Annotated in this window: 22 protein-coding genes, 1 tRNA gene and 1 pseudogene; 16 read left to right on the top strand and 8 right to left on the bottom strand. The window is 70.6% G+C overall.

Going from position 1 to position 23,015, the window contains the following annotated elements; genetic code table 11:
* Nucleotides 1-273 precede the first annotated feature (273 nt).
* A complete protein-coding gene (locus OG811_RS10995; protein ID WP_406073903.1) occupies nucleotides 274-1,752 on the top strand; it encodes a glutamate--cysteine ligase in 1,479 nt (492 codons plus the stop codon).
* A gap of 133 nt (nucleotides 1,753-1,885) precedes the next feature.
* On the opposite strand, the gene OG811_RS11000 is transcribed toward OG811_RS10995, so the two are convergent.
* A complete protein-coding gene (locus OG811_RS11000; protein WP_406073905.1) occupies nucleotides 1,886-3,298 on the bottom strand; it encodes a hypothetical protein in 1,413 nt (470 codons plus the stop codon).
* Nucleotides 3,299-3,421: 123 nt separating this feature from the next.
* On the opposite strand from OG811_RS11000, the gene OG811_RS11005 reads away from it, so the two are divergent.
* The gene (locus OG811_RS11005; protein WP_406073907.1) at nucleotides 3,422-4,120 is read left to right on the top strand and encodes a PASTA domain-containing protein; all 699 of its coding nucleotides are present in this window, start codon (nucleotides 3,422-3,424) and stop codon (nucleotides 4,118-4,120) included.
* 79 nt (nucleotides 4,121-4,199) lie between these two features.
* Nucleotides 4,200-5,075, top strand: coding sequence for a PASTA domain-containing protein (locus OG811_RS11010; protein ID WP_406073909.1), 876 nt, complete (start codon nucleotides 4,200-4,202; stop codon nucleotides 5,073-5,075).
* A 7-nt stretch (nucleotides 5,076-5,082) separates the two neighbouring features.
* Here the strand turns inward: OG811_RS11010 and OG811_RS11015 are convergent, their stop codons facing one another.
* Both OG811_RS11015 and OG811_RS11020 read right to left on the bottom strand, forming a co-directional pair.
* On the bottom strand, nucleotides 5,083-5,547 hold the full coding sequence (locus tag OG811_RS11015; protein WP_406073911.1) for a hypothetical protein: 465 nt from the start codon (nucleotides 5,545-5,547) through the stop codon (nucleotides 5,083-5,085).
* Nucleotides 5,548-5,645: 98 nt separating this feature from the next.
* On the bottom strand, nucleotides 5,646-5,930 hold the full coding sequence (locus OG811_RS11020) for a hypothetical protein (protein WP_272614456.1): 285 nt from the start codon (nucleotides 5,928-5,930) through the stop codon (nucleotides 5,646-5,648).
* A gap of 625 nt (nucleotides 5,931-6,555) precedes the next feature.
* On the opposite strand from OG811_RS11020, the gene OG811_RS11025 reads away from it, so the two are divergent.
* The 3 genes from OG811_RS11025 (at nucleotide 6,556) to OG811_RS11035 (ending at nucleotide 8,243) form a co-directional block, all read left to right on the top strand.
* Nucleotides 6,556-7,437, top strand: a complete 882-nt coding sequence (locus tag OG811_RS11025) for a helix-turn-helix transcriptional regulator (RefSeq protein WP_030487606.1) — start codon at nucleotides 6,556-6,558, stop codon at nucleotides 7,435-7,437.
* Nucleotides 7,407-7,628: a DUF397 domain-containing protein gene (locus OG811_RS11030; protein WP_406073913.1), complete on the top strand. Its 222-nt coding sequence runs from the start codon at nucleotides 7,407-7,409 to the stop codon at nucleotides 7,626-7,628. The genes OG811_RS11025 and OG811_RS11030 overlap by 31 nt, the downstream gene beginning before the upstream one ends.
* Before the next feature lie 216 nt (nucleotides 7,629-7,844).
* Nucleotides 7,845-8,243, top strand: coding sequence for a hypothetical protein (locus OG811_RS11035; protein WP_406073915.1), 399 nt, complete (start codon nucleotides 7,845-7,847; stop codon nucleotides 8,241-8,243).
* Here the strand turns inward: OG811_RS11035 and OG811_RS11040 are convergent.
* The gene (locus OG811_RS11040; protein WP_406073917.1) at nucleotides 8,211-8,810 is read right to left on the bottom strand and encodes a hypothetical protein; all 600 of its coding nucleotides are present in this window, start codon (nucleotides 8,808-8,810) and stop codon (nucleotides 8,211-8,213) included. The two genes, OG811_RS11035 and OG811_RS11040, sit on opposite strands and share 33 nt — an antisense overlap.
* 356 nt (nucleotides 8,811-9,166) lie before the next feature.
* Between OG811_RS11040 and OG811_RS11045 the strand changes: the two genes are divergently transcribed.
* Nucleotides 9,167-9,817 carry a formylglycine-generating enzyme family protein gene (locus OG811_RS11045; protein ID WP_406075651.1) on the top strand — a complete coding sequence of 217 codons (651 nt, stop codon included), beginning with the start codon at nucleotides 9,167-9,169 and terminating at the stop codon, nucleotides 9,815-9,817.
* A gap of 108 nt (nucleotides 9,818-9,925) precedes the next feature.
* Nucleotides 9,926-10,243: pseudogene (locus OG811_RS11050) on the top strand (proprotein convertase P-domain-containing protein); the annotation flags it as partial.
* 72 nt (nucleotides 10,244-10,315) lie between these two features.
* Here the strand turns inward: OG811_RS11050 and OG811_RS11055 are convergent.
* From OG811_RS11055 to OG811_RS11065, 3 genes are all read right to left on the bottom strand, one after another.
* Nucleotides 10,316-11,122: a WecB/TagA/CpsF family glycosyltransferase gene (locus OG811_RS11055; protein WP_272614463.1), complete on the bottom strand. Its 807-nt coding sequence runs from the start codon at nucleotides 11,120-11,122 to the stop codon at nucleotides 10,316-10,318.
* Nucleotides 11,119-12,234 carry an NAD-dependent epimerase/dehydratase family protein gene (locus OG811_RS11060; RefSeq protein WP_406073919.1) on the bottom strand — a complete coding sequence of 372 codons (1,116 nt, stop codon included), beginning with the start codon at nucleotides 12,232-12,234 and terminating at the stop codon, nucleotides 11,119-11,121. The genes OG811_RS11055 and OG811_RS11060 overlap by 4 nt, the downstream gene beginning before the upstream one ends.
* A 64-nt stretch (nucleotides 12,235-12,298) precedes the next feature.
* Nucleotides 12,299-12,384, bottom strand: a tRNA-Leu gene (locus tag OG811_RS11065).
* Between the two features lie 207 nt (nucleotides 12,385-12,591).
* Between OG811_RS11065 and OG811_RS11070 the strand changes: the two genes are divergently transcribed.
* The 8 genes from OG811_RS11070 (at nucleotide 12,592) to OG811_RS11105 (ending at nucleotide 22,316) form a co-directional block, all read left to right on the top strand.
* Nucleotides 12,592-13,380: an FhaA domain-containing protein gene (locus tag OG811_RS11070; protein ID WP_406073920.1), complete on the top strand. Its 789-nt coding sequence runs from the start codon at nucleotides 12,592-12,594 to the stop codon at nucleotides 13,378-13,380.
* 6 nt (nucleotides 13,381-13,386) lie between these two features.
* On the top strand, nucleotides 13,387-13,872 hold the full coding sequence (locus OG811_RS11075; RefSeq protein WP_406073921.1) for an FHA domain-containing protein: 486 nt from the start codon (nucleotides 13,387-13,389) through the stop codon (nucleotides 13,870-13,872).
* Nucleotides 13,869-15,344 carry a protein phosphatase 2C domain-containing protein gene (locus tag OG811_RS11080; protein WP_406073922.1) on the top strand — a complete coding sequence of 492 codons (1,476 nt, stop codon included), beginning with the start codon at nucleotides 13,869-13,871 and terminating at the stop codon, nucleotides 15,342-15,344. Before OG811_RS11075 ends, OG811_RS11080 begins: the two co-directional genes overlap by 4 nt.
* A 30-nt stretch (nucleotides 15,345-15,374) precedes the next feature.
* Nucleotides 15,375-16,868, top strand: a complete 1,494-nt coding sequence (locus OG811_RS11085; RefSeq protein ID WP_406073924.1) for an FtsW/RodA/SpoVE family cell cycle protein — start codon at nucleotides 15,375-15,377, stop codon at nucleotides 16,866-16,868.
* Nucleotides 16,865-18,370 carry a peptidoglycan D,D-transpeptidase FtsI family protein gene (locus tag OG811_RS11090; protein WP_406073925.1) on the top strand — a complete coding sequence of 502 codons (1,506 nt, stop codon included), beginning with the start codon at nucleotides 16,865-16,867 and terminating at the stop codon, nucleotides 18,368-18,370. The genes OG811_RS11085 and OG811_RS11090 overlap by 4 nt, the downstream gene beginning before the upstream one ends.
* 1 nt (nucleotide 18,371) lies before the next feature.
* The gene (locus OG811_RS11095) at nucleotides 18,372-19,784 is read left to right on the top strand and encodes a protein kinase domain-containing protein (RefSeq protein WP_406073927.1); all 1,413 of its coding nucleotides are present in this window, start codon (nucleotides 18,372-18,374) and stop codon (nucleotides 19,782-19,784) included.
* Nucleotides 19,781-21,601, top strand: coding sequence for a Stk1 family PASTA domain-containing Ser/Thr kinase (gene pknB / locus OG811_RS11100; protein ID WP_406073929.1), 1,821 nt, complete (start codon nucleotides 19,781-19,783; stop codon nucleotides 21,599-21,601). Before OG811_RS11095 ends, pknB begins: the two co-directional genes overlap by 4 nt.
* A gap of 82 nt (nucleotides 21,602-21,683) precedes the next feature.
* A complete protein-coding gene (locus tag OG811_RS11105) occupies nucleotides 21,684-22,316 on the top strand; it encodes a vancomycin high temperature exclusion protein (protein WP_406073931.1) in 633 nt (210 codons plus the stop codon).
* A gap of 47 nt (nucleotides 22,317-22,363) precedes the next feature.
* Here OG811_RS11105 and OG811_RS11110 read toward each other — a convergent pair whose 3' ends face one another.
* Nucleotides 22,364-23,014 (bottom strand): aminodeoxychorismate/anthranilate synthase component II, encoded by a 651-nt coding sequence (locus OG811_RS11110; RefSeq protein ID WP_406073932.1) that lies wholly within the window; start codon nucleotides 23,012-23,014, stop codon nucleotides 22,364-22,366.
* Nucleotide 23,015: the final 1 nt, after the last annotated feature.

The following is a 23,015-nucleotide window of genomic DNA, read 5'->3' on the forward strand; positions in this document are numbered from 1 at the left end:
GGGCCCGCGCCGCACGTCGGCGCGGGCCCTGCGTCGTCTCCCGGCCCGGCGCCGATGCCGTGGTAATTGTCACGAGATGTTTGCACCGTCATCGGGTCCGGTCGAACCCCGACCGGGTACAGATGCCGCCACGAGCGCGCCCGCCCGGGTCGACGTCGGATCACTGCCGGTGGCCTCTGGCCCCGGCCAGGTGAGCGCTCCTAACGTGAATGGTTCACAATGCGCTTCCGGGACGGCACAATCCCGATCGCGTCGGCCGTCGGGAGGACACACATGGGCAGGGACGTCCCGCAAGGCGCCTTCACCCGGGATGATCGCGCCCGCTATCGGCAGAAGGTGCGTCGGTGCCTGGACGTCTTCGCCCTGATGCTCGACGACTTCGGGTTCGACGCCGACCGGCCGATGACCGGGCTGGAGATCGAGCTCAACCTGGTCGACTCGGCGGCCGAGCCGGCGATGCGCAACGAGGAGATCCTCGCCGACATCGCCGACCCGCTCTTCCAGACCGAGCTGGGGCAGTTCAACCTGGAACTCAACGCCGAGCCCCGACTGATCGAGGGCACTGGCTTCGCCGACTACGAACATGACCTGCGCGGCAGCCTCTCCCGGGCCGACGAGCGCGCGGCCAAGTCCGACGCGAAGATCGTCCTGGTCGGCATCCTGCCCACCCTCACCGAGGGGCACCTGGTCGAGGACAACCTCTCCACCAACGAGCGCTACCGGGTGCTCAACGACCAGATCGTCGGCGCCCGGGGCGAGGACATCGAGCTGGACATCCGCGGCGTCGAACAGTTGCGGACGCACACCGACTCGATCGCCCCCGAGGCAGCCTGCACCAGCCTCCAGTTCCACCTCCAGGTGGCACCGGACAGCTTCGCCGACTACTGGAACGCGTCCCAGGCCATCGCCGGTGTGCAGGTCGCGATCGGGGCGAACAGCCCCTTCCTGTACGGCCGCCAACTGTGGGCCGAGACGCGGATCGCCCTCTTCCAGCAGGCCACCGACACTCGTCCGGACGAGCTCAAGGCCCAGGGCGTACGGCCCCGGGTGTGGTTCGGCGAGCGGTGGATCACGTCGATCTTCGACTTGTTCGAGGAGAACGTCCGGTACTTCCCGCCGCTGCTGCCGATCTGCGAGGACGAGGACCCGGTGGAGGTGCTGCACGCCGGCGGTGTGCCGCAGCTCGGGGAACTGCGGCTGCACAACGGCACGGTCTACCGGTGGAACCGCCCGGTCTACGACATCATGAACGGCCGCCCGCACCTGCGGGTGGAAAATCGGGTGCTGCCGGCCGGTCCGACGGTGGTGGACATGCTCGCCAACGCGGCCTTCTATTTCGGGCTGGCCCGCGGCCTGGCCGAGGCAGACCGTCCGATCTGGAGTCAGCTCACCTTCAGCTCCGCCGAGGAGAACTTCCACGCCGCCGCCCGACGTGGCCTCAACGCCGTGCTGCACTGGCCCGGGCTCGGCGACGTGCCGGTCACCAAGCTGGTGCTGGAGCAGTTGCTGCCCACCGCCGCGGCCGGCCTGGACGGGTTCGGTGTCGCCCCAGCGGAGCGGGACCGGTTGCTCGGCATCATCGAGCAGCGCTGCCGAACCGGCCGTAACGGTGCCGTCTGGCAGACCGAGGCGGTCTGGGCGGCCGAACGACGCCACGGCATGGACCGGCCGGCCGCGCTGCACCACATGGTCCAGCGCTATGCGGAATTCCAGCGCGTCAACGAGCCCGTCCACACCTGGCCAGTAGCCTGACCCCCCCAACCCACCCCCAAGGCCCGCACCCCAACCTCCCCGTTGATCATGAAGTTATTGCCATGACACGCTGGGCGAGGTGGCAATAACTTCATGATCAACGGGCGGATTGGTCCGGGCCCGGACCTGGCGACTAGCTCGTGGTGGGGCGGGTGGGGCGGCGGGTTGAGCGGGTTCCCCGGCTGGTTGGCGTTGGATTCTCTGCCGCTCCGGCGTCGGCAGGATGGACCGGACCTGAGAGGTCCGGCGTACGTGGGGCGGGCACCCGGGACGCGCCTGCGGCCTCGCCCGGCAGCGAGCCCGTCCTGGGCGTCTGCGGTCGGGCGTCGGACCTGCTGCGCCGGGCGGGGATTCTGGCAGTCGACGGCACCGAATCGGCCTCGGCGACCGAAGGTGGGTTGGCCAGCGCGTTCGGGGTCGGCCCGCTGGCCGTGGCCGGCGTCGAGTCGGCTCTCGTGTCCGGGGCAGCCGCACTCTGGTCGTCCGCCCGATGCCGGTATCCGGCCCGACTCCGTTCGGCTCGCTCGGCGAGGACGGCGGCCAGCACCGAGCCGCCGATACCGGCGATCACCGCGTACGGGGCGATCAGTTGGGTGGACAGCTGCGCGGGGCCCAGCGTCGACCAGTGCGGCAGCGTGGTCAGGTAGGCGAGCGCGACAAGGACCGGGCCGGCGGCACCGGAGGCCGCCGCGCCGGCGCGGTGCCCGGTCGACCTGGCGGGCCGTCGGGCGGCCAGTACGCCGATCAGCAGTGCGGGCACGAGTGCCAGCAGCGCACCGGGCCAGTAGAGCTGGTCGGAGATCCAGTACCGCGGGTGGTCCGGGTCGAGCTGCCAGGTGCCGAGCTGAGCGCCGGTCAGCCCTCGTCCGACGCGTACCCCGTCGATCACCGAGACCACCGCGAGCAGCCAGAGCCAGGCGGCAGTCGCGGTCACGTTGATCGCGGCGGCCCGGGAGCGAAGCGCCCAGATCGCGACGAGCACGCCGATCAGGATGCCCAGCACCGCCTGTACGGCGGCCGTCCGTTGCGGTGCCTCGGTGTCGGCGCCGGTCGCCACCCGCGCCGGTACGGCGATCAGCAGCACCGTGACCAGCCCGCCGAGGCCGGCGCCGAGCGCAAGGGTCACCCGTCGCAGCAGGCCGTCACGGTCGTTGGGCGGGGTCTCGGCCACCTGCCCGCCTGTCGCCTCCGGGCCGACGGCTTCGGCGGCAGGTGGACGCTCGGCACCAAGGGTCGCCTGCTCCGGCGCGGTCGCGGCGTCCGAATCGTCCGTCGCCTCCGAGCCGGTCACCTGCGGCTCGGCCGTCGCCGGTGCGTTGCGATGGTGTAGGCGCTGCGCGCAGACCGCGCCGAGGACCGTCGAGCTGGCGGCGAGCCAGGTGGCCCAGGCGAGGCCGTCCGCCCAGGCTGTGTCGGTGGCCCCGGCATCGGTGGGCGTCCAGGTGATGACGCCCAGCCCGTATCCGAAGCCCAGTTGCGCGGCACCCGCACCGGCAGCGACCCCGATCGCCGTGGCGATCGACATTCCCCAGCCCTGTCTGGCCATGCCGGGCAGCGTAACGTCCCGTCGTCGGCGCGGCGAGTCGTAACGACCCGCCGGCATGGACCGCCGATGCGGCGGATTGGGCGGCGGGCGGTACGGTCGCCGGTAAATGAGGCGGTGGGCGGTATGACGGACACGAACACGGGTCGGCAGGATGCCGCCGGTGGCCGGGACGGCGGCGGGGCGGGCCGGGCCAGCGTAATGCTGGGTGGTGGGTTGGCTGCTGTGCTGCTCGCCGCGGTCGGCGCGACCGGCGGCTGGCTGCTGGCCGCCGAGGACGACGCACCTTCGGGGGATCCGCTGGCGGTCGCGACCACGACCGGTCCGCCGACCGGCCGGGCCACCGCGCCCCGGCCGAGCATCGGTGGCACCACGCCGTCGGCCGTCCGGACCGCCGCCACCCCGACCAAGGGGTCGGGCCTGACCGTGCCACCGGTGATCGGCACCGACTTCGTGGAGGCCCGGGACATGCTGCGCAAGCAGCGGCTGGGCTGGCGGCTGATCTTCGGCGGTGGCACCGGTCGTACGGTCGAGAGCACCGCACCGGACGTGGGCACCGAGGTTGCCCGGGGTACGACGGTGCAACTGCAGGTGGCTGGGCCAGCGCCAGCCGCCGAGGTGCCGGACGTGGTCGGAAAGGACTGCGCCAAGGCCGTCGACAAGTTGATCGACGAGGGCCTCTACCCGCGTTACGTCAGCGGCCGCAGCGGAAAGGTCAGCCGGCAGGAGCCGGCCGAGGACGGCCCGGCGCGTTGGAACGACGAGGTCAGCATCTGGTGTGGGGCGGGCGCCCTCCAACCGCCGACCACGAAACCCGCTCCCTGATCCCCACCGACGACGGTGTCGGCGACTAGGTTGACGGTCGTGGGCCATGACGCCCGTCCGGTTCGGGAAAGGACGTGCGATGAGCGACGACCGCCAGGAGCCGCCCGCCGGCGAGCACGACGACGACCGGACCCGCCCCCTGCCAGCCGCCGCCGACCGGCCGGAGCAACCGCAACCGGCGCAACCCGCCGCCGAGCCGGATCAGACAGCTCCGATCAAGCGGCCCGCATCGCCGGATGAGACGGCTCCGATCGACCGGGCTGTCCCGGCCCGGCCCGCCGAGTCGCCCGACCAGACCATGCCGATCGATCGTTCCGCTGGCACACAGCCGGGCCCGCCGGCCGACCGGACGGCGCGGATACCCGCGGAGGCGTCGACCCCACCGTCGTGGTCCGGGCGGGCGGAGGTTCGGCCGCCCCGGCCGGCTGAACCCTCCGGGGAGTGGTATGTCGAGGAGCAGGGTGGCCCCCGATGGTGGCTGCCGATCCTCTGGGGTGTGCTCGCGTTGCTGTTCGCCGGTCTGCTCGGCGGGGCGCTCTGGTTGGTGCTCTCCCAGCAGGATCAGGACCGGGACGATCCGCGGTCCACCCCGTCACTCCCGCCAGCCAGTGCCACCAGCGCCGCACCGACCAGTGCATCTCCCACCTCGGCGGCGCCGACCAGCGAGACGCCGAGCAGCCCGCCGACCACCACCGCGCCGGCCCAGGTGCCGGTGCCACCGCTCACCGGCCTGCCGCAGGCCACCGCCGAGGGGTTGCTGGACCGGCTCGGCCTGTCCTACCGGGTGGTGTACCGCCCGTCGGAGCTGCCGCCCGGAACTGCGGTGGGCACCGAGCCGGGGGCGGGCACGCCGGTGTCGACCGACGACGAGGTGGTGTTGGTCATCTCTGCGGCCGACCCCTCGACCGGGGCGACCCCGACGACGCCGAGCGCCACGGTGACGAGCACGCCCTGACCGGCGCTCACCACATCCGACGGCGAGCGCCGACCAGGCCCAGGCCGGCCAGCGCGATGGTGAGACCGAAGATCCCGGACCAGAACAGCGAGTGGCGGATGTCCGTCGCGGTGTGCCCAGCCGGAGCTGCTTCGGTGAGGTCGTCCTGACGGCCGTCGGACTGGCCGCCGGCGCCAAGGCCGGACACCGGCCCGGTCGGGTCGGCAGCTCCGGCGTGGTTGCCCGGGGCGTCGGCGCCGATCCAGCCGGGTTCCTCGCGCACCAACGGACCGTCGTCCGTCGGCGGGTCGGCGTCGACCACGGAGATCTCCGGTGCGGGCACCGGTGCGGTCAGCCGGGTGGACGACATCGCTGGGTCGCGGACGAGGACCAGGAGTGTGGCCATCGCCCCCAGGAGGGCGAGCAGTCCATATACATAGGCGATACGGGAGCGGTGGTGCCGCCGCAGGGCGGGCTGATTGACCATGACCATCCCAGGGTCAGGGTCCTGGACGCGCGGGTGGAACGGTGCCGGGGTGGGCGTACCGATTCTATGGCGACGGCACGCCCACCGGCGGCGGATCGGGTCGGTCAGCCCACCCGGAGCGGGGTACGGGCGACCGGCCGCCGGGCCCGTACGGTGTGCGGGCGGGGCTCGGGGGCGGCCTGCAGCTGCTGCAGGCCTTCCCGCTGGACGAAGATCGAACGTCGGTTCACCGCGTCGCCCGCGGCGTTCAACTCGTAGCCGTCGAGCCAGAGCCAGCCGTCATAGGTAGGCCAGTCGAGCACCCGGATCACCCGGAACTTGATGGGCCTGAGGAACTGGACACTCGCCGCGCGAGTCACGTGCAGTACGTCACCGGTGCGGGGAAGCACATGGGCTCCTGGGGAGGATTGGCCGGCGGTTGTGCCGGCGGTGCCTGAACTGGGGGACGTCTCGGCCGGCGACGGGGTCGTGCCTCGTGAACCGGTGGTGCGGATGGTGGTGGTCGGGCCGTACTCCGCTGGTGGCGTGCCGCCACCCGACCATCACCCGGCTGCTTCCGGGAACCGCGCCCGCCGCCGCAGCTTGCCGGCTTGCAGCGGCGGGGTCTTCAACCCGGGGCAGGTCTCGGTGTCGTCGGCCGGGCCCGCGTCGTGCCCAGCTTTCCCGGATCGGTGGGGTCACCACTCCGAGGGAGCAGACGGAGACGCTGAGTGATCCGAGCCATACGGACAGACTGCATCAGGGGCGTGCTTCATGCAAGTTGCACGTCGACTTTTGCCAATACGCGAGCGAGTCGCGCGAAAGGGCTATTGAAGCCATCCGCGTCCGGACGGCACACTGAGAGCGGTTTCGCCCGTCGCGGCCGGCCGAGGACCGGCACCACGCCCCTGTCGCGAACGCTCGCCGGTCGACGGTCGCGCCCCCGGCGGGTGTCACCCAGTGGCGCGTCGACGGAGGTAGCCCGAGTGGGGTCGAGCAGCCAGCGGCGGGGACCAGCGACTCACGGGTTGCGCGATGAGTGAACGGCGCAGTCCCACCATCAGACGGCGGCGGCTCGGTGCCGAGCTGCGCCGCCAGCGGGAGTCCGCCGGGATCACGATCGAGGTGGTCGCCGAGCAGTTGGAGTGCTCGGCGTCGAAGGTTTCCCGGATCGAGACCGGGCACACCACGGCCACCCCTCGCGATGTGCGGGACATGCTGCGGATCTACGGCGTGGTCGGTGCCGAGAGCGACGAGCTCGTGCAGATCGCGCGGGAGGCCCGGCAGAAGGGCTGGTGGCACCCGTACAGCACGGTGCTCGTCGGCGCGTATGTCGGGCTGGAGGCGGCTGCGAGTTCGATCCGGGCGTACGAACAGCAGGTCGTGCCGGGCCTTCTGGAGACCGAGGAGTACGCCGGGGCGATGATCCGCGCCGCCCGGCCGGACTTCACCGCGGATCAGGTTCACCAAAGGGTGCGTGTCCGTCTGGGCCGTCAGTCGTTATTGACCCAGGACGATCCGGTCGATCTGTGGGTGGTGCTCGATGAGGCGGTGGTGAGTCGGCCGGTGGGCGGGGACGAGGTGATGCGCGGCCAACTCAAGCGGTTGGTCGAGGTGGCCGAGTTGCCGAACGTGACGCTGCAGATCCTGCCCTTCGAGGTGGGGGCGCACGCCGGCATGGACGGTACTTTCACGATCCTCAGCTTCCCTGAGCCCGGTGATCCGGATGTTGTGTACGCGGAGAACGCCACGGGTGGGCTCTTCCTCGAGAAGAGCGACGAACTACAGAAGTACAGCTTCATCTTCGATCACATCCGCGCTGCGGCCATACGTCCAGAGGAGTCCGTCGCACACATCGCAAAACTGGCAGAGGAGCCGTTGTGGAAATGGCGACCAAGGGGTTCCCCGTGGACCTGACGCAGGCAGCTTGGTTCAAGAGCTCGAAGAGCGGGCCAAACTGTGACAACTGCGTGGAGGTGGCATACGTGACGGGGGCGGTCGGAGTGCGGGACTCGAAGGACAAGGCCGGCCCGGCCCTGGTCTTCGCTCAACATGACTGGCACGCCTTCGTCGCCGGCACCAGAGACGGCGCGTTCGTCTCGGCCTGAAAGAGTGGTCACGTGAGGTCCCGTCCGGTTTCGACCGGGCGGGGCCTTCCCGTGTCCGAGGGACGGCGGCTCAGGTCGCCCCGTTGCCGTCAGGCTCGGCGAGGTTCCGCCGGGAATCCCGTCGCCACAGCGGGTCCGTCTCGTTGAACCGGTCGGTACGGCGCTGGTCGACGATCCGCCGCACCGACCCGCAACCGAGCGAGGTAGGCGAGACGGATGACAACGATCGGTTCAGACAACCTCACCAACGGTCCGGCCAAGCCGGAACGATTCGGTGGCAAGTACCGCGGGGCCCGGCGGGACACCGTTCTGACCGAGGTGGTCTCGACCGAACACGAGTTGAGCGGGCGGGAGGGGTCCTCCGAGGCGACGGATCCTCCGCTCTCGCTGCCCTCGCTGGACCCGAACCCGCTGGTCGAGCCGTCGTTCCCGCCGGCCGGCTGGCCGCTGGAGCCCAGCGAGTCCCTGGCTGACCACCCGTTGCTGCGTGGCCTGCTCATGGAGTTGCCACCCAAGGGCAGCGTGCCGTCGCAGGACTGGCTGGACCGCTGGTTCGAGGCGACACGCTCGATCCTGGAACTGCTATATGTGCAGAGGATCGGTCGCTCGCGCTGACCCAGGTGTCTGCGGGTGGGCCCGCTCGGCGAAGCGGCTGTGCCGCAACGCGTGCCGGACCCCGATGGCCACCACCGCGAGCGCGCCAACGGTGATCGCCGGCCCGGTGACACCGGGGTCGGCTCCGAGGTCGGTGCCGACCGCCGCGATCACCGCCGGCACCGTGGTCAGGGCGGTCACCTGTAGTGGCAGCCCGACGAGCGGGTGGGCCGCGGCGGCGCGCAGCCCGTGTGGCGCAGGCGTGGCAGGGGCACTGGCGAATGCGCCGGCCCCGGCCCGCAGCCGGCGGATCCGCCGTACGGAGCAGACCGCCGCCACGAGCGCGGGGCCGGCGACCAGGGTGAGCCCGGCGGCGGCCTGGTCGACCGGCGCCGTGCCGGCACTGAGCAGGCCAGCGCCGAGCACGGCCGCGGTGAGCGCCACGCCGGTGAGGGTCAGCACCAGCAACCATCCGGCACGCCGGTGCAGCATGCGGGTGTTGCGCAGCCGGGGAAGCCCGTCGGCAACGACGCCGGCGGCAAGCCAGACGGCGGCGACCGGGAGCAGGATGGTGAGCTGACTCTCCATGTACGAGAGTCTTTCCCGGATCGCGGCGGGGCGAATCCGGGCCGGTCCCCCGTTCACCCCGGACGCCAGGCCCGTAGGGGGTCATCCTCCGGAAGTTATGGACGTTTCGACATGTCCAAACTGTCCAGCCGCTGACCTACCCTCAGCTAGATCGGCGAGTGTCGATTGATGTTCGGACCGGTGGTCGCGTTCCGCCACCGGTCGGAGGGAGGTAGGAAATGGGTCTTCACAACTTATCTGCACTTCACCCGATCGAGTGACGGTGGCTTGGCGGTGACGGCATGGACCGGGCGCCGGGTCATCGAGACGGCTTCGGCTAGGATCAGCTCCTCGTGGACGCGGTCGCGGAGAGTTTGATGGTTGCTGTCGCGCCGGGACAGGTGACGTTGTCGGACCGGCGGACTCAGCGCCGGTGGTCGGTGGACGTTGAGCCGTTTCAGATCGGGGCGTTTCCAGTCACGCAAGCCGAGTACGCCAGGGTTGTTGGCGAGCGTCCGAGCGCGGTTCATGGGGATCGATTGCCCGTCGAGGGTGTTTCGTGGTGGGACGCGGTTCGGTTCTGCAACGCCTTGTCGCAACGGGAAGGGTTGGCGCCGGCCTACCAGTTCGATGGTGACGGTGAGGGCGTCGAGTGGGATCGCTCCGCTGACGGATATCGGCTGCCGACCGAGGCTGAGTGGGAGTACGCGTGTCGCGCTGGCTCGACCGGCCCGCGTTACGGACCGCTGGATGAGATCGCCTGGTACCGCGACAACTCTGGCGAGCGGGTCCACGAGGTGGGCGGCCGCCAGCCGAACGCCTGGGGCCTGTACGACATGCTGGGCAACGTGTGGGACTGGTGCTGGGACATCTACGACGCCGAGGTCTACGGCACCTACCGGGTCCTGCGCGGTGGCGGTTGGTTCGATGAGCACTGGAGCTGCCGCGCGTCCGTGCGCCGTCGCAGCCATCCGACCTACGCGATCGATGACGTGGGGTTCCGCATCGCCCGTTCCGGTCCGCACTGAGGCAGGTCGTTGGGCCGTTGCGAAACAGCGTGACGGGGTGGTTGAGGGGTGGAGGTGCATCAGTCGCCGTCACCCCTTGCCAGAGGCGGGCTGAGCTGGGCCAACGCGTCGATCCCGGACGCCGGCGCGGCGGTGACCAGCCCGATCACCATCGCCGGCTGCGGTCGCAACGCCTCGTCGGCCTCCACCGTGGCGGTGAACATCGTGCACACCTACCGCGGTGACCTGGTCATCGACCTGCTCGCCCCGGACGGCAGCGCATACCGTCTGAAGAACAGCAGCATCTCGGACAGCGCCGACAACGTGAACACCACGTACACGGCCAACGTGTCCGGTGAGGCCGCCGATGGCACCTGGCGGCTCCAGGTGCGGGACAGCTACTCGGGCGACACCGGCTACCTCAACACCTGGACCCTGACCGTCTGACCGGTCTCCCCCGACCGACCGAGGCCCCACCCCGGGCACGCGGGGTGGGGCCTCGTGTCGTACGCGTCGGGATCAGACCGAGAAGGTAGCCGGCCGCTCGGTGGCCGGGGCTGGCGGGCGGGCCTTCCACAGGCCGGTCTTCTGGGCGGCGAGCCGGGTCAGGTAGGCCGGGTTGAGGATCACGTAGCGGCGCCAGAGCCTCTTCGGCTCCAGGCCGAGACGCCAGAACCACTCCAGGCCGGCGCGCTGCATCCACGGCGGGGGCTGGCGCAGCAGCCCGGCGTGGTAGTCGAAGGCCGCGCCGACCGCCATCAGCGGCATGTCGAGCAGCGGTCGCATGGCGTACGTGAAGACCTCCTGGCGCGGGCAGCCGAGCCCGACCAGAACCAACCGGGCACCGCTGGACCGGATCCGGTCCGCGATCTCGGCATCCTCGCCGGGCTGGACGGCACGGAACTTGGACGGCTCCACGCCGGCGATCTTCAGCGCGGGGAACATCCGCTCCAGCGCCGGGATCAACCTGGCGAGGGTCTCCTCGGTTGACCCGTACAGGTAGACCGGCAGCCCTTCGTCGGCGAAGCGCGACAGCACGTGCAGAGTCAGCGTGGGCCCGTAGACCCGGTCGGTGAGCCCGGCGTGGTGCAGCAGGTTGAGCGCCCAGCGCACCGGCTGCCCGTCCGGCGTGACCAGGTCGAAGGAGTTGAGCCGCGCATTGTGCGCCGGGTCCAGCACCCCGGTCATCACGCCGTGCACGGCCAACGCGGTGAGCGCGAGCGGGCGCCGCTCGTGCGCCGCGGTCACCACCGCGTCGGTCGCCGTGGCGTAGTCGGTGGCGTCGACCAGGACGCCGAGCACGTTGCGTTTGGTCCGCGTGGTCATGCTTCGGGCACCCACTTGTCCACGTTGGCCTCGTAGATCTCCCGCAGGATCATCGGGACGTCATAAGTGATCTTCCAGTCCGGGTACTGCGCCTCGAACCGGGCCATGCTGCTGACGTACCACTGGTGGTCGCCGGTGCGGTTCTGCTCGACGTAGTTGATCTGCGCCGCACGGCCGGTGATCTCTTCCGCGATCCGGAACGCCTCGATGTGGGAGGTGTTGGAGTGCCGGCCGCCGCCGAGGTTGTAGACCTCCGCGGATCGCGGGGCCCGGAAGAACGCCTCGAACGCGGTCAGCACATCACGCGAGTGGATCGCGTCCCGCACCATCTTGCCCTTGTAGCCGAACAGGTTGTATGTCCGGCCTTCCATCACGCAGCGCATCAGGTAGGCCAGGAACCCGTGCAGCTCGGCTGCGGAGTGCGCCGGCCCGGTCAGCGTGCCGCCCCGGAAGCAGGCAGTCTTCATGTCGAAGTAGCGCCCGTACTCCTGAACCATCACGTCCGCCGCGACCTTCGAGGCGCCGAAGACCGAGTGCAGCGAGTGGTCGATCGACATCTCTTCGGTGATGCCCTGGTACCAGCGGTGGTCCTCGGGCAGTTCGTACCGTGTCTCCAACTCGATCAGCGGCAGGCCGTTGGGACGGTCGCCATAGACCTTGTTGGTCGAGCAGTGGATGAACGGCGCGTCGATCGCGTGCCGGCGGGTGTTCTCCAGGATGTTGAGCGTGCCGCCGGCGTTCACGTCGAAGTCCGTGTACGGCTCCTTGGCTGCCCAGTCGTGGCTCGGCTGCGCAGCGCTGTGGATCACCACGGCGATGTCGGAGGCGTACTTCTTGAACACCTGCTCCAAGCCGTCCCGGTCCCGGATGTCCACCGCGAAATGGGTGTACGCGTTGCCCAGGTCACGGCCGAGCCGCTCAAGGCTCCACGAGGTGGAGCCGTCCTCGCCGAAGAAGTACCGGCGCATGTCGTTGTCGATGCCGACGACGTCCAGACCGAGGCCAGCGAAGTGCCGGACCGCCTCGGAGCCGATCAGACCACCCGACCCTGTCACCAACGCGACACTCACACGCCACTCCTGGTCCATCGGAGGCAGAATCCATCGGAGCATAGCGTGACGCCCGGCACGCCCCGATATGACGGAAGGGCCCCGCATCAAGCGGAGCCCTCGTCGGTGGTGGGGATGGGGGGAGTTGAACCCCCACGCCCTTTCGGGCACACGGACCTGAACCGTGCGCGTCTGCCATTCCGCCACATCCCCGTGGCACGACCCGGAACACACTAGCCGCCCCGGGCCCGCTGTCTCCAGTGGGCCTCGGGAATACTACGCTGTCCCAGGTGCTCGCCACGAACGATTACCGTTCGTGGCGGTCGAAAGATTAGCACGGCAATCCCGGCCCTTCCGAACGGGTCGGAGCCAGACGGCCGAGCGGCGTGTGAGCTGCGCGCGCGCCGGCCGGATACCATCATGTCCTCGGGACCCGAGGAGGAGCCGGTGAGCGTGCTGCAACGCTTCGAGAAGCGTCTGGAAGGCCTGGTCGAAGGGGCCTTCGCCAAGGTCTTCAAAGGGGTGGTCCACCCCGTGGAGATCCTCAACGCCATGCAGCGGGAGGCCGAGGCGCACAAGGCGATCTTGGCCGGTGGGCGCACGTTGGTGCCCAACCGCTACGTGATCGATCTCTCGCCGTTCGACCACAGTCGGCTGGCGCCGTACGCCGCTGCGCTGGCCCAGGAATTGGCCCAGTCGCAGGCGGAGTTCATCGGCGAGCAGGCCTGGACGGTCTACGGCGACGTGATCGTCGAGATCGAGCGAGGCGAGGGCCTGGACACGGGCATGTTCCGCGTCACGGCCGAGGTCTACACCGGCGGCGAGGTCGCGCCGGTGTCGGCACCCGGCTACGACAGCGGTCCGCCCGCCTACCCCGCGTACGACCAGGGCGGTGGCTACGGCCCGCCGCCTGGGCACGGCGGCGGTCGCAACGTGCGGCTGGTCTCCGGCGACGGTCGCACCTATCCCCTTCAGATGGGGTCGACGGTGATCGGTCGCGGCGACCAGGCCAACCTGCGTCTGCCCGACGTCGGCATCTCCCGGCGACACGCCCGGCTGGATTTTGATGGTGGCCAGGTCGTGCTGACCGATCTGGGGTCGACCAACGGCACCATGGTCAACGGGCAGCGGGTCTCCGCCGTCGCACTCAACCCCGGTGACATGGTCCAGCTCGGCACGACGACGCTGACCTTCCGCGTGGACGGCTGACCCGCCTTGCCGGAGCTGGTCATCACCGTTGCCCGGTTCGGATTCCTGATCCTGCTGTGGATCTTCGTCTTCACGGTGGTCGGTGTGATCCGCCGGGACCTCTTCGCGGGCGCCCGGTCCGGTCGCCTGGTGGCCGCGCCGCGCACGGTGGGCGCCTCGACGGGGCAGGCGGCGAAACTGGCGAAGGTGAAGCGGGGCAGGGCAGCGCACCAACTGGTGGTGACCGCCGGTCAGCTGGCCGGCACGAGAATCACTCTCGGTGAAGCGCAGATCACCATCGGCCGAGCCGAGGACTCCACCCTGGTCATCACTGACGATTACGCCTCCGCGCGACACGCCCGGCTCATGCCGCGCGACGGGCAGTGGTTCGTCGAGGACCTCGGCTCGACTAACGGCACGTACCTCGATCGCGCTAAGGTCACCGGACCAACCCCCGTCCCCCTCGGCGTGCCGATCCGGATCGGCCGCACTTCCCTCGAATTACGGCCATGACTCTGACCCTGCGCTATGCGGCCCACAGCGACCGCGGTCTGATCCGAGACGGCAATCAAGACTCCGTCTACGCCGGGCCGCGGCTACTCGCCGTTGCCGACGGCATGGGCGGCATGGCCGCCGGTGACGTCGCCAGCAACATCGTCATCGGTGCCATGGCGCCGCTCGACGAGGACGTCCCATCCGACGCCCTCGTCGACGCGTTGCGTTCGGCCGTGGGCACCGCCAACCAACAACTCCGCGACACGGTGGACGCCAACCCGCAGCTGGAGGGGATGGGCACCACGCTGACGGCGACCCTCTTCACCGGCAGCAAGCTGGGAATGGTCCACATCGGCGACTCGCGGGCCTATCTGCTGCGCAACGGCGACTTCGCGCAGATCACCAAGGACGACACGTACGTCCAGATGCTCGTCGACGAAGGCCGGATCAGCGCCGAGGAGGCGAGCAGCCACCCGCAGCGGTCGCTGCTCACCCGTGCCTTGGACGGCCGGGACATCGACCCGGAGTACTCGGTGCGCCAGGTTCTGCCCGGCGACCGGTACCTGATCTGCAGCGACGGCCTCTCGGGTGTGGTCAGTGCCGAAACCATCGGCGAGACCCTGCGGGAGTACGCCGACCCGCAGCAGTGCGTCGAGCGGCTGGTGCAGCTCGCGCTGCGCGGCGGTGGGCCGGACAACATCACGGTGATCATCGCCGATGCCACTGATCAGGACATCGTCGAGGCGACCCCGATCGTGGGCGGCGCTGCCGCCCGGGACCGGGGAATGGCGACCTCGGCCGACGACTCGACCCCGGCCGCCCGTGCCTCGGCGCTCTCCGCGCCGCGCCCGGCCGTGCCCGAGGAGCCAGCGGCCTCGGACGACGAGTCGGACCGGCCGAAACGCCGCCCGGTGCGTACCGCGGCCATGGCGCTGGCCCTGCTGGTAATCATCGGCGGAGGGGCCTTCGCCGGCTGGACGTACACCCAGCGGCAGTACTACGTGGGAGCCACCGAGGAGGGGCAGGTCGCCGTCTTCCGCGGCGTCCAAGGTCAGATCGCCGGGATGGATCTCTCCGCCGTGCACCGCCGCAGCGGCACCCGACTGGACGACCTCACGGTCGCCGCGCAGGACACCGTGAAGGTCGGCATCCGGGCCAAGAGTGAGCCGGACGCCGAGCGCCAGCTCGCCGAGCTGACCAGCGACACCCCGAGCAACCCCAACCTGAAGCCGCTCTGCCCGCTCGACCCGAACGCCGCGGTGGGCGGCACGCCGTCGCCCACGCCGACCGCGGTCGGTATGACGCCGACCCCGAACGGCAGCCCGAGCGCCAACGTGTCGACGACCCCCAATGGGGTTGGCAACGCGAGCCCGACCGTCGGTGCCACCACCGCTGTCGGTACGAGCGGCCCGACCACCCCACCCGACGTCACGCCCTCCGACTCGGCCACGCCGGCGCTCGACCCGGCCGGCTGCCGGTCTCCTGAGTGAGCGTCGGCTGAGATCCCGAGGATTCCACCCGTGACCGTAGCGGCCACACCGGCACCCTCGCCCGCCATCGCGGGCGAGCAGTCCGGCGTACGCCTGGCGCGGTCGCGCCGCAACGCCGAGCTGTCCCTGCTGCTGCTCGCGATGGTGCTGGTGGCCGCGTACGGGGCGACCGTCGAGGCGAATCTGCTGGACACGGTCACCCCGGACTTCTGGATGCCCGCCGCCGCGCTCGGTGCGGTCTTCCTCGGGCTGCACCTGGTCATCCGGTTTCTCGCCCCGTTCGCCGACCCGGCGCTGCTGCCGGCGGTGGCCCTGCTCAACGGGCTCGGGGTGGGCTTCCTGCGCCGGATCGACCTGGGCGACGCCCCGGTGGCCGACCGGGAGACGCTGGCCATCTTCGCCGGGATCGGGGGGCGCCAGCTTGCGTGGACGCTCGCCTCGGTGATCCTCGCCGCCGGCCTGCTCGCCCTCATGCGTGACCACCGATCGGTCTCCCGGTACGCGTACACCCTGGGGTTGGCCGGCATCGTGCTGGTGATGCTCCCGGCGGTGCTGCCGTCGAGCATCTCCGAGATCAACGGCGCGAAGCTGTGGATCCGCGTGGGTGGCTTCTCCATCCAACCGGGTGAGTTCGCCAAGTTGGCGCTGCTGGTCTTCTTCGCTTACTACCTGGTCCGTAAGCGCGAGGTGCTGTCGCTGGCCAGTCGGCGTTTCCTCGGCATCGACTTCCCGCGCGGGCGCGACCTCGGCCCGGTGGTCGGGGTCTGGCTGGTCAGCCTCCTGGTGCTCGTCTTCGAGAAGGACCTGGGCACCTCGCTGCTCTACTTCGGCATGTTCGTGGTGACGCTCTACATCGCCACCGAACGGGTCAGCTGGCTGCTGATCGGCCTGGTCCTCTTCTTCGGCGGCGCCTACCTCGCCTACGTCCTCGGTTCGACGGTTGGTGGGCCGTTCGCCAACTTCTACGTGCGGGCGGAGATCTGGCTGGACCCGTTCGCCGACCCGACAAACAAGGGCTACCAACTCGTGCAGGGGCTGCTCGCCCTGGGCACGGGTGGGCTCTTCGGTGCGGGGCCGGGCGGCGGTCAACCGGACATCCTGCCCGAGGTGCAGAACGACTTCATCTTCGCCGGCATCGGTGAGGAGATCGGCCTCTTCGGTCTCTCCGCGCTGCTGGTCGTCTATCTGCTCATCGTGGAGCGAGGGCTGCGAGCGGCGCTCGCGGTTCGGGACTCGTTCGGCAAGCTGCTCGCCGGCGGTCTGGCGTTCACCCTCGGCCTGCAGGTCTTCGTGATCGTCGGCGGGATCAGCGGGCTCATCCCGCTGACCGGTCAGACCACCCCGTTCCTGTCCGCCGGTGGCTCGTCGCTGATGGCCAACTGGTTGCTCATCGCGGTGCTGCTGCGGGTCTCCGACGGCGCCCGCCGACCGGTGACCGGAGGGGGCGGCGGCAAGGCGGCCCGTCCCAGCGGTGGCCCGCCCGAGCAACTGCACGGTGCTCCCACGGAGGTGATCAAGCCGTGAACGCACCGCTGCGCCGCGTCGGCGTCGTCGTCATGGTCCTGTTCGGTCTGCTCTTCGCCAACCTCAACTGGATCCAGGCCTACAAGGACGACGAGTACCGCACCAGCGACTACAACGGCCGGGTCCAGGTTGCCGACTACAAGCGCAAGCGCGGCAACATCGAGGCTGGCGGCACCGCGCTGGCCACCAGCAAGGAAACCACCGGCAGACTGAAGTTCCAGCGCGCCTACCCGGGGGGCGCCAAGTACGCCCATGTGCTCGGCTACAAGCCGGTCAACCTCTCCGAAACCGGCATCGAGCGGGTGGAGAACGACTTCCTGGCCGGCACCAGCGACCAGTTGATCGGCGACCGGTTGAAGGACATGTTCACCGGCGACGACACCGGTGGCGGCAACGTGCTGCTCACGCTCTCCAAGCGGGCTCAGGACGTGGCGTACGACCAGCTGCGCAACAACCAGGTGGGGGCGAAGAGGGGCGCCGCGATCGCCATCGACCCGAGTACCGGTGCGGTGCAGGCGTTGGTCTCCATGCCCAGCTTCGACCCGAGCCCGCTGGCCAGCCACAACGGCAACGAGGCGGCTGCGGCGTTCAACAAGCTCGAACAGGACCCGGACGGTCCGCTGAAGAACCGCGCGCTTTCTGAGACGCTGCCGCCGGGCTCCACCTTCAAGATCGTGGTCGCCGCGGCGGCGCTGGAGAACGGCGTCACCAAGTCGACCCAGATCCCGGCCGGTTCCAGCTGGACCCCGCCCACCTCGGGCACCCCGATCCGCAACGCCGCCGCCTCGATCTGCCCGCAACCGAAGGTCACCCTGCTGGACGCGGTCACCGAGTCGTGCAACACCGGCTTCGCCCAGCTCGGCGTGCAGCTTGGCGCCGACACCCTCAAGGAGAAGGCCCGGCAGTTCGGGTTCGAGCAGGAGGACCTCACGGTCGGTCAGCTCGGCGAGGACGGTCTGCCCACGGCGGCCAGTCGGACCGGGGACATGCAGAACCCGGATGGCAGCACTGACCCGGCTGCACTGGCCCAGTCCTCGATCGGCCAGAACAACGTCCGGATGACCCCGCTCCAAGGCGCCATGATCGCCGCCGCGGTCGCCTACGACGGCAAGCAGCAGCGGCCGTACCTGGTGCGGCAGTTGCTCGCTCCGGACCGCACCACCAGCTACTACACCGCCAAGTCGCGGGAGCTGCGTCAACCGGTCAGCCCGCAGGTCGCCGCCGACCTGCGCGAGATGATGGTCAGCGTGGTCCAGAACGGCACCGGGCGGAAGGCCGCGATCAGCGGCTACACGGTCGGCGGCAAGACCGGCACCGCCCAGTCCGCCCCGGACCGGCCCGACCACGGCTGGTTCATCGGCTTCGCGCTGGACAAGAACGACAAGGCGGTCTCCGCGGTCTGCGTGATGCTCGAGCAGGCCGGCCCCGGTGGCAGCGCCGAGGCGGCCCGGATCGCCGGCCAGATCATGCGGGCCGCCATCACCGACCCCGGGGGTCGCTGACATGCTCAGCCCCGGCGTCCAACTCGGCAACCGCTACCGCCTCGACGAGCGGATCGCCAGCGGCGGCATGGGCGACGTCTGGCGCGGCACCGACCAGGTGCTCGGCCGGACGGTCGCGGTGAAGAGCCTGCTCCCCGCGTTGCTCGACGACCCGGACTTCGGCGAGCGGTTCCGCGGCGAGGCCCGCACCATGGCCACCATCAACCACCCTGGTGTGGTGGACGTCTACGACTTCGGCAACGACCAGCAGATCGCGTTCCTGGTCATGGAATACGTCGAGGGCGACGCCCTGTCATCCACGCTGAGCCGGGTCGGTCGGCTCACCCCGGCCCGGACGATGGCACTTGTCGCGCAGGCCGCGGACGCGCTGCACGCCGCGCACGAGAAGGGCATCGTGCACCGCGACGTGAAGCCGGGCAACCTGCTGGTCCGGCCGAACGGCACGCTGGTGCTGACCGACTTCGGCATCGCCCGCTCCGACCTGGTCGGCCAGCTCACCGCCGCCGGTTCGGTGCTCGGCACCGCCTCGTACATCTCGCCGGAGCAGGCCACCGGCGGCGTGGCCACCCCGGCGTCCGACGTCTATGCGCTCGGCGTGGTCGCCTACCAGTGCATGGCCGGGCGGCGACCGTTCGAGGGCGACAACCCGCTCGACATCGCGATGCGACACGTCCGGGAGACACCCCGGCCACTGCCCGCCGACATTCCCCCGCAGGTGCGCGCGCTGGTGGAGCGGGCGTTGGCCAAGGACCCGGCCGCCCGCTGGCCCAGCGCGGCAGCTCTCGCCGGGGTCGCCCGTCAGCTCAAGGCCACGCTCTCCCAGCAGGCCAGGGCAGGTGGCAACTCCAGCCCTATTTCTGCGGCGCCAGCTTCGCCCGCCGCGCCCGGCCGGGCCCAGGTGCCGCAGGCGCACCAACTGCGCCAGCAGCCCGCCCGCCCGCCGGTCGCCGGGCCGAGGCCGACCGCGGTCGCACCGGCCCAGCAGCCACGCCCCACCGCTGTCGCGCCGGCCGTCCAGCCCGGCCGGCCGCCGGTCGCACCGACCAGCTACCCGCGCGGTGCCGCAGCGGTGCCGTCGGCGCCGCAGACCCGCCAGGAACACCCGCCGGTGTACGCCCGGCAGGCCAGCCCGGCGCTGCCGTCACCCGAGCCGCACCGGTCCCGACCCGGAATGGTGCTCCTCGCCATCCTGGTGGCCATGCTGGTCCTGCTCTGCTCCGGCGTGATTTCCTACAACCTGCGGAAGCAGTCGCAGGCCGGTGAACCCACCGGGCTGTCTGCGCGCACCGTGACGTCCGGCGCGCTACGACTCGACGAGCGCGACGATCCGACCCGGACGTCGTACCGTCGAGAGGTACGACTCCAGCCGGGCGACGGCGGGACGACGACGAGCGAAGGACGACAGACGCGATGACAGCGCAGGCCCGCCTGCTCGGTGGCAGGTACCAGGTCGGCGAGCTGCTCGGCTACGGCGGCATGGCCGAGGTGCACCGCGGTCGCGATCTCCGGCTCGGTCGGGACGTCGCGATCAAGATGCTCCGCACCGACCTGGCCCGAGACGCGACGTTCCAGATGCGATTCCGTCGGGAGGCGCAGAACGCCGCCTCGCTCAACCACCCGGCGATCGTGGCGGTCTACGACACCGGCGAGGAAACCGCGCCGACCGGCGAGACGCTGCCGTTCATCGTGATGGAGTTCGTCAACGGGCGGACCTTGAAGGAGGTTCTCGGCGCGGAGGGTCGGCTGCAGCCGCGCCGGGCACTGGAGATCTGCGCCGACATGTGCGCGGCACTGGAGTTCAGCCACCGGCACGGCATCATCCACCGGGACATCAAGCCCGGCAACGTGATGCTCACCCAGACCGGCCAGGTCAAGGTGATGGACTTCGGCATCGCCCGCGCGCTGGCCAGCGGCGCGACCACCATGACGCAGACCAGCGCGGTGATCGGCACGGCGCAGTACCTGTCCCCGGAGCAGGCGCGCGGCGAGTCCGTCGACGCGCGCTCGGATGTGTACGCGGGCGGCTGCGTGCTCTTCGAGCTGGTCTGCGGGCACCCGCCGTTCGTCGGGGACAGCCCGGTCAGCGTCGCTTACCAGCACGTACGGGAGACGCCGCCGACGCCGAGCGACATCAACCCGGATGTCACCCCCGCTGTCGACGCGATCGTGTTGAAGGCGCTGTCGAAGAACCCGCTCAACCGCTACCAGAGCGCTGGCGAGATGCGTGCCGACCTGCTCCGCGCCGCCGCCGGCCGACCCGTGCTGGCCACTCCGGTGCTGCGCGAGGCGGAGACGGTGGCGATGGCCCCGGCCGGTGGCGGGGGCGGCTATCCGGCTCCCCCCGGTGGACAGCAGACCCGGCAGATCCCGGCCCGGGTGGGCGACCCGCGCCAGCGCAAGGCGTCCTCCTGGCTGATCGCGATGTTCAGCGCGGTCGGCGTGCTGGCGGTGATCGCCCTGGTCGCGGCCCTGCTCTGGAGCCAGCAGCAGGACAAGGCCGAGAAGACGGTGCCCACCCTCACCGGCAAGAGTAGGGATGTTGCGTTCGCCGAGATCCGCAACGCCGGTCTCTCGCCGCAGGTGGGTGATCCGGTGCTGGCAAGCGACTGCACGCCGGGCAATGTCGTCAAGCAGAGTCCGATGCCCGCCACCCGGCTGGAGCAGAACGGCACGGTCACCATTCAGGTCTGTGGCGGCAAGCCCGACGTGGCCGTCCCCGCCGGGCTCAAGGGCAGCAAGCGGGAGAGCGCCATCGCCCGGCTGACCGAGGCGAAGCTCAAATACGAAATCAAGACGGTCGACGACGAGGCGAGCCAGGACGAGGTCCTCAGCGTGAACCCGCCGGAGGGGCAGCGCGTCCCCGAGGACACGAAGGTGACGCTCACGGTCTCGAACGGCAAAATCCGCGAGGTGCCGGACGTCGTCGGGCTGAGCCAGGAAGAGGCCACCCGCGTTCTCCGGAACGCCAGCTTCACGCCCGTCCCGCAGAACGGGCCGGAGGTGCCTGCCGCCGAGGCGGGGAAGGTCACCGATCAGAGCCCGAACGCCAAGGACAAGAAGCCGAGCGGCACGAGGGTGATCATCAAGGTGAGTCAGCCGGAGCCGGAGACCGATCCGACGCCCACCGGGACGCCGACGGGCACCCCGACGACCACGCCGACCACCCCCGGCACCGGGGGCGGCGTCGGTCTGCCGCTCCCGCCCCCGCCGGCCCGGCTTCCTCAGGATTAGGCCCGCACCCCGGGCCTCGGGCCTCGGCATGACTGACGCACAGGCGCCGCATCTCGGGCCGGTGCGGCGATGGCCTCGACGCATGGCAGTCCTGGGCCTCGTCGCGCTGCTGCTCGCCAGTCTTCCGTGGCTGTGGACGACGCTCGCCGCACGCGGCCACGTGTATGCCGAGGCCGATGCGCCGGCCGCCGACGTGGTGATCGTCCTCGGCACCGCCGTGCAGACTGATCGGCAGCGGCCAGGAAACCGGCTGGCCGGCCGCTTGGAGACCGCCGCCGAGTTGGTGACCAGCGGGCGGGCCAGGGTCGTCCTCGTGTCGGGCGACGGTGGTGGCACGTCGGGTGACGAGCCGGCGGTGATGACGTCATACCTCACCGAGCTCGGTGTCGATCCGCGTCGCGTGGTGGCCGACCCGTTCGGCCTGGACACCTACGACAGTTGCGCGCGAGCGCGTGAGGTGTACGGCGTCGAGCGGGCCCTGATCGTGACCCAGTCCTACCACCTGTCCCGGGCGGTGACGCTGTGCCGGCATCTCGGCCTCGACGTCGACGGGGTGACCGCCCGCTGCGACGGTTGCGGGTCAGCCCTGCTCGCCGAGAAGTCGGTTCGGGACTACTTCGCCAGCGGCAAGGCGGCGTGGGACGCGGTCCGAGGCCGTGCGCCAGCGGTCCGCTCGCCCGCGGATCCGGCGATCCAGAACGCACTGCGGAGCTGACCCGGCTCCGCGTGGGGTCCCGGGCCCAGCGACCGAGCTGCGGGGCCTCAGGTGGTGGCGAAGGCGGCCCGGCGGCGGGCGTCGACGTCGGCGGCAAGCGCGGGTGCGCGTTCCAGCGCCTCCTGGTGACCGCAACTGGCCAGCCAGTTGGCCAGCATCAGGTGGCCGCCCTCGGTGAGCACCGACTCCGGGTGGAACTGGACGCCCTCGATGGGCAGCGTCCGGTGCCGCATCGCCATCACCACGCCGGAGCCGGTCCAGCCGGTGACCTCCAACTCGTCGGGGAGCGTCTCGGGCAGCACGGCCAGTGAGTGGTACCGGGTGGCGGTGAACGGGTCGGGCAGGCCGGTGAGTACGCCGACCGAGTGGTGCCGTACCTCGGAGGTCTTGCCGTGCAGCAGCTCGGGGGCGCGCGTCACGGTCGCCCCGAACGCCTCGCCGATCGCCTGGTGGCCGAGGCAGACGCCGAAGATCGGCAGCTCGCCCGCGTACTCCTGGATGACGTCCAGGCAGATGCCGGCACGGTCGGGGCTGCCCGGCCCGGGCGAGAGCAGGATGCCGGCGGCGCCCACCTTGCCCACCTCGGCGACGTCGATCTCGTCGTTGCGGCGGACCTCGCAGTCGACGCCGAGCTGGCCGAGATATTGAACGAGGTTGAAGACGAACGAGTCGTAGTTGTCGATCACCAGGACGCGCATG

This window comes from Micromonospora sp. NBC_01638 (genome assembly GCF_045209745.1).
In the GTDB taxonomy this organism is placed as follows: domain Bacteria; phylum Actinomycetota; class Actinomycetes; order Mycobacteriales; family Micromonosporaceae; genus Micromonospora.

Coding starts and splice junctions, on each gene's coding strand:
- OG811_RS10995 (WP_406073903.1), top strand. CDS start 274: ATGGGCAGGGACGTCCCGCAAGGCGCCTTCACCCGGGATGATCGCGCC.
- OG811_RS11000 (WP_406073905.1), bottom strand. CDS start 3,298: ATGGCCAGACAGGGCTGGGGAATGTCGATCGCCACGGCGATCGGGGTC.
- OG811_RS11005 (WP_406073907.1), top strand. CDS start 3,422: ATGACGGACACGAACACGGGTCGGCAGGATGCCGCCGGTGGCCGGGAC.
- OG811_RS11010 (WP_406073909.1), top strand. CDS start 4,200: ATGAGCGACGACCGCCAGGAGCCGCCCGCCGGCGAGCACGACGACGAC.
- OG811_RS11015 (WP_406073911.1), bottom strand. CDS start 5,547: ATGGTCATGGTCAATCAGCCCGCCCTGCGGCGGCACCACCGCTCCCGT.
- OG811_RS11025 (WP_030487606.1), top strand. CDS start 6,556: ATGAGTGAACGGCGCAGTCCCACCATCAGACGGCGGCGGCTCGGTGCC.
- OG811_RS11030 (WP_406073913.1), top strand. CDS start 7,407: ATGGCGACCAAGGGGTTCCCCGTGGACCTGACGCAGGCAGCTTGGTTC.
- OG811_RS11035 (WP_406073915.1), top strand. CDS start 7,845: ATGACAACGATCGGTTCAGACAACCTCACCAACGGTCCGGCCAAGCCG.
- OG811_RS11040 (WP_406073917.1), bottom strand. CDS start 8,810: ATGGAGAGTCAGCTCACCATCCTGCTCCCGGTCGCCGCCGTCTGGCTT.
- OG811_RS11045 (WP_406075651.1), top strand. CDS start 9,167: ATGGTTGCTGTCGCGCCGGGACAGGTGACGTTGTCGGACCGGCGGACT.
- OG811_RS11055 (WP_272614463.1), bottom strand. CDS start 11,122: ATGACCACGCGGACCAAACGCAACGTGCTCGGCGTCCTGGTCGACGCC.
- OG811_RS11060 (WP_406073919.1), bottom strand. CDS start 12,234: ATGCTCCGATGGATTCTGCCTCCGATGGACCAGGAGTGGCGTGTGAGT.
- OG811_RS11070 (WP_406073920.1), top strand. CDS start 12,592: ATGTCCTCGGGACCCGAGGAGGAGCCGGTGAGCGTGCTGCAACGCTTC.
- OG811_RS11080 (WP_406073922.1), top strand. CDS start 13,869: ATGACTCTGACCCTGCGCTATGCGGCCCACAGCGACCGCGGTCTGATC.
- OG811_RS11095 (WP_406073927.1), top strand. CDS start 18,372: ATGCTCAGCCCCGGCGTCCAACTCGGCAACCGCTACCGCCTCGACGAG.
- pknB (WP_406073929.1), top strand. CDS start 19,781: ATGACAGCGCAGGCCCGCCTGCTCGGTGGCAGGTACCAGGTCGGCGAG.
- OG811_RS11105 (WP_406073931.1), top strand. CDS start 21,684: ATGGCAGTCCTGGGCCTCGTCGCGCTGCTGCTCGCCAGTCTTCCGTGG.
- OG811_RS11110 (WP_406073932.1), bottom strand. CDS start 23,014: ATGCGCGTCCTGGTGATCGACAACTACGACTCGTTCGTCTTCAACCTC.